Below are 7755 nucleotides of genomic sequence, written 5' to 3' on the forward strand. Positions count from 1 at the left end.
CGGTGGACCTATTCCATGGCCCTATTATTAGGGAATATCCCAGAATATCCAAGCAATACTAACTAAGATTAGTACCATAAACTTATAATACGAGGAGGAACATAATGAAAAAATTACTAACTTTGCTTTTATTATTTTTTGGAATTTTAGTAGTGGGAAACACAAACAGTGTTTATGCTAGTAGCTTAGATTCTATTTCAACGATTGAAGTTTCTAACGAAGAAGAATTAATACTAGGCGAGCATAAAATTGAAGACTTATCTGATTCTATGCTATCCAGATTATATGGTAATGATGATTCTAGAGAGTTTCAAACTTTCTCAACTGCACCAACTGTTATAACTTATGGCCCCTATTACAGAAATTTTACTGGATCTGAATTAGCTACTTGGGGAGCAAGAAATTTACCCGCTTCACAACATCTACCTGCTGCAGCTAGAAGAGCAGTAATTGATGTATACTATAGTATAAACCCAAATAGTACATACAGAATACGCTACTATAACCGGGTAACTACTAGGGTAACAAGTGTAAATGGTAGTATAGTAAATGTCAGCGTAGTACGATAGTCATATAAAGAGGAGGAGACATGAAGATGAAGTTTATAAAAAGAGCAGGTAAGATATTTATATATATTTTCATAGGTTTAATTGGTGGTATGGGAGGTCCTTTAAAGGAAGAGGATAGTACTTTTACTGACAAACGAAAGCAATAGAAAAGTGTCTGTTAAACTTAATTCTTTCCATATAATTAATCTACTCTTTAATGGTAATAATTTATCTCTAAACCTCCACCTATGAACTCATAAGACAAATATTATACTACTCACGAAAGATGATCCCATAAGACCATGGGGTCATCTTTTATTTAACAACATTTATCCTGAACAATTCATAGCTCTATATTAAAGCTGTTTTCTTGGACAAATTATATATATTCATTAATTCTAAAATGTTGAATTGGTTATAGGCTGGTTCAATTTTAGTTTCTAAATCTCTGTTTTTGAATTTTGATACCCGTTGTATATATATAAATTCCTCAAATGACAGTTCTTAGCGATTAACCAGAACTGTCTGCACCTCACTCTGGTACATTTCCGATGCAATTATCATTATTTGACAGAGAAAGATCAAATGACATTGAATTTTTTACTCTTATTCTATTAAGATATTTAAAATCCTAACCTAAAATTTAACAATGTCTCACTAATTTCATCTTCATTGATCCCAATGTACCGTTTGGTGATTTTTTCACTGCTGTGACCGAATATCTCCATAAGGGTAGCCACATCTTTTGTTTTCTTATAGTAGTGATAGCCGAACGTCTTGCGCAAGGTGTGGGTCCCGATATCGTCTCGTCCTAAAAGCTTGGCGACTTTTTGAAACATTTGATAGACCGTATTCACTTCTAAATGGCCGCCTTTGCTGCTAGGGAATAGATAATCCTCTGGGTCCAGGGTTTTAGTATAGTCCTGGATTAGATCTTGAAGGCTTCCTAAATATAATATGCGTGTTTTCCCCGTCTTTTGTTCCACAATACGAGGATTTTTTGACGTTAAAATATCCTGTTTCTTCAATTTAACGATATCGGACATGCGTAATCCACTGTTAATCCCGATCAAAAACAGAAACACATCCCGTTCAGCGTGCTGATTGCGTCGTAAACAGAATAAAAAGTCGTTTATTTCTTGCTGAGTTCGTAGGGGTTGGACGTTGTAGGTCATTTTGAGCGGCTCTCCTTCCACAAAAGCGATACATGATTACATTCATTATACCACATAATCATGTATTATGGACCCTCAAATAAAAAGAACCCCGATATAACGGGATTCTTGATACACGATTTTACACAATTTCATGTATTTATGAGTGATTCAAGATACTAATCTTAATTATATGTGGAAGAACTTCCATCGTTTCTAGCACTCTATTGAGAGCATATCGAATGTCATTCAACCAAATCTTATGCTATTTAGCTTTGTCTCTCTACTGGTGGTAAATGTTCATCCCCCAAAGGAACAGAAAGAATACCTACTCCTCCAATTATAATAATTGACGATACTAAAACAATATTTTTTAACATTTTTTTTAACATAGCTCATCTCTCCCTTTTTTTAATTCATTCAGCTCTATTTGAGTTCTATTCTTGAATTGTTCATTGTTCTGTATGTCAAAAATACTGTACGCATTCGAATAGTGCTTCTCTGCTGCAGATGAATCTCCAATCTTTTTAAAAATAACGCCTTTCTCGTACTGAAAATCTCCTAACAAAAATAACGAATTATTTTTAACTAGAATACCAATACCATTATTAATTACTTCCATTGCTTTCTTATAATTTTCCGTTACCGCTAATGTAAGAGCATAATTGAACAGTAGCTTTACTCGCACACTATAGTTTAAATCATTTTCTTTAGACATATACAACATGCCTTTTTCAAAGTACTCCATTGCTTCGGAATACTCTTTTTTTAGATAATAGATTCTCCCAATAGCATTTATTATTTCTACAGAGATTTCTTGTTCTTTTTCTGACAATGGAATTTTCTTTAATTTTTCTAACGCACCTTCACTATCTTTAGTACGATAATAATACATTGTTGCATAAATCCATTCAAAAAAAACAATTTCATTATCACTAGTAGCACATTTAATTTCTTCATTATAAGCGTCCAATAAATATTGAATCGTATCGTACTCTCTTTTTGTCAAATATTCCCTAATAGTATTGATAATGCCATTCAAATCGTTTTGATTAGTTTTATCTGTAACAACAGCTAGGGCATCTTCAAAATACTCTAACGGAATATTTAAGCGATCGGCTATTTTTTTTATCTTTTCATCACTAGGTATAACTTCTTCATTTTCAATCTTGCTTATCAATGCTTGGACACAAATACCCTCTGCTAACTGTTTCTGAGTCATCAATAATTCTTTCCGTCTTTTCTTGATTAACTGCCCTAAGACCATCTTCTATTCTCCTTCTATTTTCTAGAAGAATACTATCATTATTAAAAATAGTTATCAACTACAAATATCTAGGCCAGTCTCTTTCGTCGTAATTTAGCAAGAATATTTTTCTCTTTTAAAAACATAATTGCAACAAGAATAATTTCAATCATAGTTACAGAGATAGTTAAAAGGTTAGTGTAAAAAAGTTCGTTTTCTCCTGCCAGCCAGAGATTATATGTTTGCTCCAAAGCTGTTAAAGATATCGGTATGAAGAATCTAAATAGCACATAAATTTCTATTCCTACCCCTACGAGTAATAATACAGAGTATGCGGCTACTGATCTATTTATTATTTTGATATTCTTATTTCTAATAGTGTCTTTCAAAAAAACAATTGACTCTTGCAACAAATTAGGATTATTTACTAGATCGGCTATTAAAAAATACATATCTGTCTTCATATAAAATTTCATCTCAAATAAAAGACCTACAAAAAGACTAAGAATTCCAATTCTAGATAATCCGTACATTAATGGCATACTATTTTCTGTAATATGTGAAAGTAAATATAAATTTACTATTAAGAATACATCGCAAATCATTCCAGAACTGTAAACTAGTAGTCTATCTTTTTTTTGCAATGCCCATATGTTTTCTATTTTGGTTTGGAAGACAAAATAAAACAACCTTCTTCCAATACCGATGTGTCCGAGCTCCCCACCCAATCCTCTAATAGAAATGAAATGGGAAAACTCATGAACCATTACCAGTAAAGTATCTATGACAAAAATTGCTAATGTAATAATAAGCAATGAATCTGTAAAAAATATATCATTGTAATTAATGATTATACTTTCTCCTTGGATAATAAATAAATAAAAACTTACAAGTGCTATATAGAGAATAAAAACAATAGCAAATGATTTACTGAATAACCATTTAAAATGTTTTTTTTCAAAGAATGGGAACGTTATACCCTTAGTTTGTCTAATTTCACTAGAATATACCTCTTCATTCTTTTGTTTTACAAAATTCAATTCTACTAAAGTTTCTATAAACGATAATACATCTATTTCTTCATTGTATTTTTTTTCTAGATTTTCATTCAAGTCTTTCACAGATTTCAGCTTTTTTAATCCTATAATTAAATCATACCCTACTTCCGGCACCTCGATATATCTATTGATAGAAGTTCTACCAATAATGTAGCGATCTTCTGATTCAAATTTTGCTATAACATCATCAAAGAGCTTTATCACATTTTCTTGTTCATATTCAACTGTATTTTTCTCTATACTCATCGTAATATAACACCTCTACAATACCTGACCAATCTAGTATACATCCAACAAAGTCCACCACATCAATGTTCTCCATTTCATATGTCTCGCCATCATTTACTGTTCCAGAAGCATCTTCAATATACGTTACTTTATAGCCAAGCGTTTCAGCACCTATAGAGCTAAACAAGCAACAATATTCAGCATTAAAACCAGTGAAAAATACGTGCCTTACATCATTATCTGTCAAATATTTAGTGATTTCTGTTTCTTTGAAAATGTTGGGAGTTTCCTTATCGAAAACTGAGGAAATCTTCTCGGATATTTTTTCTTCTATATTACTCTTATCTGATTTGTGATAGATTAGACTACCTTCTTCTTTATCTATATGTCTAGTAGCTAGCACCAAATCTCCATTTTCTTGAAACTGATCTATTAGTTTGTGTATATTATCCAACTGACTATTAAAATCTTTTCTCTCGATAATTCCTTTTTGCGCATCTAAAATTATTAAAGCCTTCATTTTTCTATCCTCTCCAATATAGTTATTGATTTTTCTAGAAGTTTCAACACATTATACAAAGATTTTTGGTTTCTATCCAACAAGGGATTGTATTCAACAATATCTATTGCGATTACATCAAATTCTTGTAGTTGTTCTAGCTTAGAAATTAAATCTTCCAAGGAAATTCCAAAAGGGACTTGAAATCCAGTTCCCGGGTTTACTAAAGGATCCAAAATATCTATATCAATTGATATATACACTTTTTTCCCCTTAAGTGTCTTAATAATGTTTTCATTAAAATCTTCTAAACAGTTTAATACTAGATCTTCTGAAATATCGTAGGTACTTCTCCTGGGCTCTCTTGCTCCTATATGAAAAATATCTGACACTCCACTTAACTTTCTTATTTTACTTATATAATTATGATGGTTTACTGGAAGACCTTCTATCTCTCCTGAAGAATCGTAGTGGGCATCAAATTTAATATAAATTATATCTGCTACTCCGCTTGATGATAATGACTGTAATAATGGGTAACTAACTGAATGATCCCCTCCTAAAAATATGAATTTGCCGTACTCTCCCTCATCAATTAATTTACTTAATGAATTAAAAACTCTTCTATGAAAATTTTGAGACCCTTCCCCAGGAACTGTTAACACATTTCCTACATCATTAATTGAATTCCGGAATTCATAATAATAATGATCAGCACGGCTTTCTAAATTAACATCTAAATAATTTGATGAAATTCCAGCAGTGTATTTTCGCAAAAAATCAGGAGCAACTTTTGTACCGGTTTTCCCAGAGGTGGCTCCGTCGTATGGTAGCCCCAACACTGCTATTTTAGATTTCTTATTATTCCCATCGAATAGTTTTTCTGTTACCTCTTCTATCAAAGGTAACTTTCTAAGTCTCACGGTAATATTTTCTTCAAAAACTAAATTCATTTCAGTTAAAAAGTCTAAAAGTAATTGAGTAGATTCTAATGACAAATCAGGATATTCTCTTGTAATCTTTTCAATGCTAATTGTTTCTGGTAAATTTTGGATTATTGTCAATGTATCTAAATTAATTTCACTTTTTTGCCCACTCATACTATTAATTAGTTGATAATTTTCTTTTTTGGGTATAACAGATATCCATTCTTTTTTTAATCTCATGCTTTACCCCCCTATATGTAAAAGCGGCCAATAAAAATTGACCGCGCTATGTTCTATATTACTTACGACTCTGGGTTGATTGTGTTACGACCACCACGTTTAGTCAATTCTACTTCATCTAGCACTTTAACTTGGATAACCATTTATATCACCTCCTTAAATTGTTTGTTTAACCAAATGACAACTGCAGTGCTGATTAAACTCTTGTTCAATATGAGAAATAGTATAATCTCTATAATCAATTGTAAATAACTTATTGATACCCCTAGGTTTATCAAAATCAGCAATTACACGTATAAAGTCAAATATCATAAATGCAGTTAAACAACCTGAAGTTGCCGCTAAACAATTATTTTGAGTTGCGTACCCATTATTTAGTACAGAAAAGTACTTATCAGTTCCTTCCTTGGAAGATTCAATGAGGTTATCTTCTCTACACTGAAAACAACTAGTTTCACCAGGGAGAATCGTTTGGAAATAAGAAGTTGCTTCACTATTCCCTCCATATATCCATGGAGTTAAAGTCTCAATGCATGCCTGGTTAATCCATTTATAAATCCAAATAGAAGGTTGATCAGCAGCACAAAATATAAAATCAATATCATATTTTACGATCAATTCTTTTACATCTCTTGATGACTCTATCTTTTGATTCAATGTTTCGAAATCTACTTCACTATTAAACTGATTGATACGTCTTTTAGAACTGTCAGCTTTATAACTTCCTACATCTGCTTCATCGTATAGAAGTTGTCGATTCAAGTTGGATAAATCAACTTTATCGAAATCAACACCAACTATTTTAGATACTCCTAAAGCTGCTAAATTCAAGATCACTGATGATCCTACGCCACCCAGACCAATTACTAAAACTTTTGAATTAATAATTGCCTCCATTTTATCGTACTTAGTCGTACCGTCCGGATCAAAATTTGATAAAAAATTCATATTTCTGCTGTGTCGTTCAATCTGAACATTAGATAAATTCGAAGATCTTTGAAGTTTATGATCTTCCATTATGTACGGATATGAAGAAACAGTATTTATAACGTCGTTTACATCACTATAAGTCACTTCAGGATATTCTTTCTCAATCTTTTCAGCAATTTGTTCAACTGTACTTTCTCCATCACAGTATATCAATATTTTGTAAACCAATTGATTAGGATCTTCAATTTCTAATGCAATTCCAGGTGTTGAACCTATTGAAAGCTTATCTTGGTAAGGAACAAGTGAAAATTGTTTTTTAAAATAAGGATACTCCATAAAAACCTCCACTAATATATTATTTATATTATAAATGATTTATTAATAATATATTAATATTAATCTTACTCTTTCTATTTCTTTTGTCAATATTAATTTTGGAATTAATACAATAAATTATCTATTTATAGTGGATATTGCGGACAGTTTGAGCCCCATGTGCGGAGTTTAGAGCCAGGCAGCGCGGATAATAAAACCACTCAATGCGGAAGAAAAGAGGTTGGGACAAAAGTCCCAGAAAAACAAATAAGATCCGCTGAAAATCTACTTGAGATTTTTAGCGGATCTTATTTGTTTATGTACGCAAAAGGAGCACGGCTTTGATATAATTAAGTCACCAAAACAAATCATAGAAAGGGTGCTCCTTATGTATACTCAATATACCATGAACCAGACAACCTTGCCATTTGAATTAGTTATGTTAGCTTTATCTCTTAATTGTGTTTTGTTTAAATTATTATCAAGTACCTGAACAATTCATACTTTTCGTTGAAACATGTGCCAACTGCCTAACGGCAGCTTAAATTTACTTTTTCATTTTCACCTGTTAAGTGATGAAAAAAGAACCCCATTCTGATATGGTAAAGGTG

The 7755-nt window shown here is 31.8% G+C and carries 9 protein-coding genes; 2 read left to right on the forward strand and 7 right to left on the reverse strand.

The window, feature by feature from the left end; translation table 11 throughout:
- Window positions 1-104 precede the first annotated feature (104 nt).
- The gene (locus CLV38_RS12915) at window positions 105-569 is read left to right on the forward strand and encodes a hypothetical protein (protein WP_106196329.1); all 465 of its coding nucleotides are present in this window, start codon (window positions 105-107) and stop codon (window positions 567-569) included.
- A gap of 20 nt (window positions 570-589) precedes the next feature.
- A complete protein-coding gene (locus CLV38_RS14120) occupies window positions 590-715 on the forward strand; it encodes a hypothetical protein (protein WP_281260067.1) in 126 nt (41 codons plus the stop codon).
- 456 nt (window positions 716-1171) lie between these two features.
- On the opposite strand, the gene CLV38_RS12920 is transcribed toward CLV38_RS14120, so the two are convergent.
- From CLV38_RS12920 to CLV38_RS12945, 7 genes are all read right to left on the reverse strand, one after another.
- Window positions 1172-1723, reverse strand: a complete 552-nt coding sequence (locus CLV38_RS12920) for a tyrosine-type recombinase/integrase (RefSeq protein WP_106196332.1) — start codon at window positions 1721-1723, stop codon at window positions 1172-1174.
- Window positions 1724-1971: 248 nt separating this feature from the next.
- The gene (locus CLV38_RS14125; RefSeq protein ID WP_281260068.1) at window positions 1972-2094 is read right to left on the reverse strand and encodes a hypothetical protein; all 123 of its coding nucleotides are present in this window, start codon (window positions 2092-2094) and stop codon (window positions 1972-1974) included.
- On the reverse strand, window positions 2088-2969 hold the full coding sequence (locus CLV38_RS12925; protein ID WP_106196334.1) for a helix-turn-helix domain-containing protein: 882 nt from the start codon (window positions 2967-2969) through the stop codon (window positions 2088-2090). Before CLV38_RS12925 ends, CLV38_RS14125 begins: the two co-directional genes overlap by 7 nt.
- 68 nt (window positions 2970-3037) lie before the next feature.
- Window positions 3038-4252 carry a hypothetical protein gene (locus CLV38_RS12930; RefSeq protein WP_106196336.1) on the reverse strand — a complete coding sequence of 405 codons (1215 nt, stop codon included), beginning with the start codon at window positions 4250-4252 and terminating at the stop codon, window positions 3038-3040.
- Window positions 4227-4754, reverse strand: coding sequence for an isochorismatase family protein (locus CLV38_RS12935; RefSeq protein ID WP_106196338.1), 528 nt, complete (start codon window positions 4752-4754; stop codon window positions 4227-4229). The genes CLV38_RS12930 and CLV38_RS12935 overlap by 26 nt, the downstream gene beginning before the upstream one ends.
- A complete protein-coding gene (locus CLV38_RS12940; RefSeq protein ID WP_106196340.1) occupies window positions 4751-5899 on the reverse strand; it encodes an arginase family protein in 1149 nt (382 codons plus the stop codon). The genes CLV38_RS12935 and CLV38_RS12940 overlap by 4 nt, the downstream gene beginning before the upstream one ends.
- A gap of 156 nt (window positions 5900-6055) precedes the next feature.
- A complete protein-coding gene (locus CLV38_RS12945) occupies window positions 6056-7165 on the reverse strand; it encodes a HesA/MoeB/ThiF family protein (protein ID WP_106196342.1) in 1110 nt (369 codons plus the stop codon).
- Window positions 7166-7755 lie beyond the last annotated feature (590 nt).

The sequence above is a fragment of the Alkalibacterium olivapovliticus genome (genome assembly GCF_003003275.1).
GTDB lineage: Bacteria > Bacillota > Bacilli > Lactobacillales > Carnobacteriaceae_A > Alkalibacterium > Alkalibacterium olivapovliticum.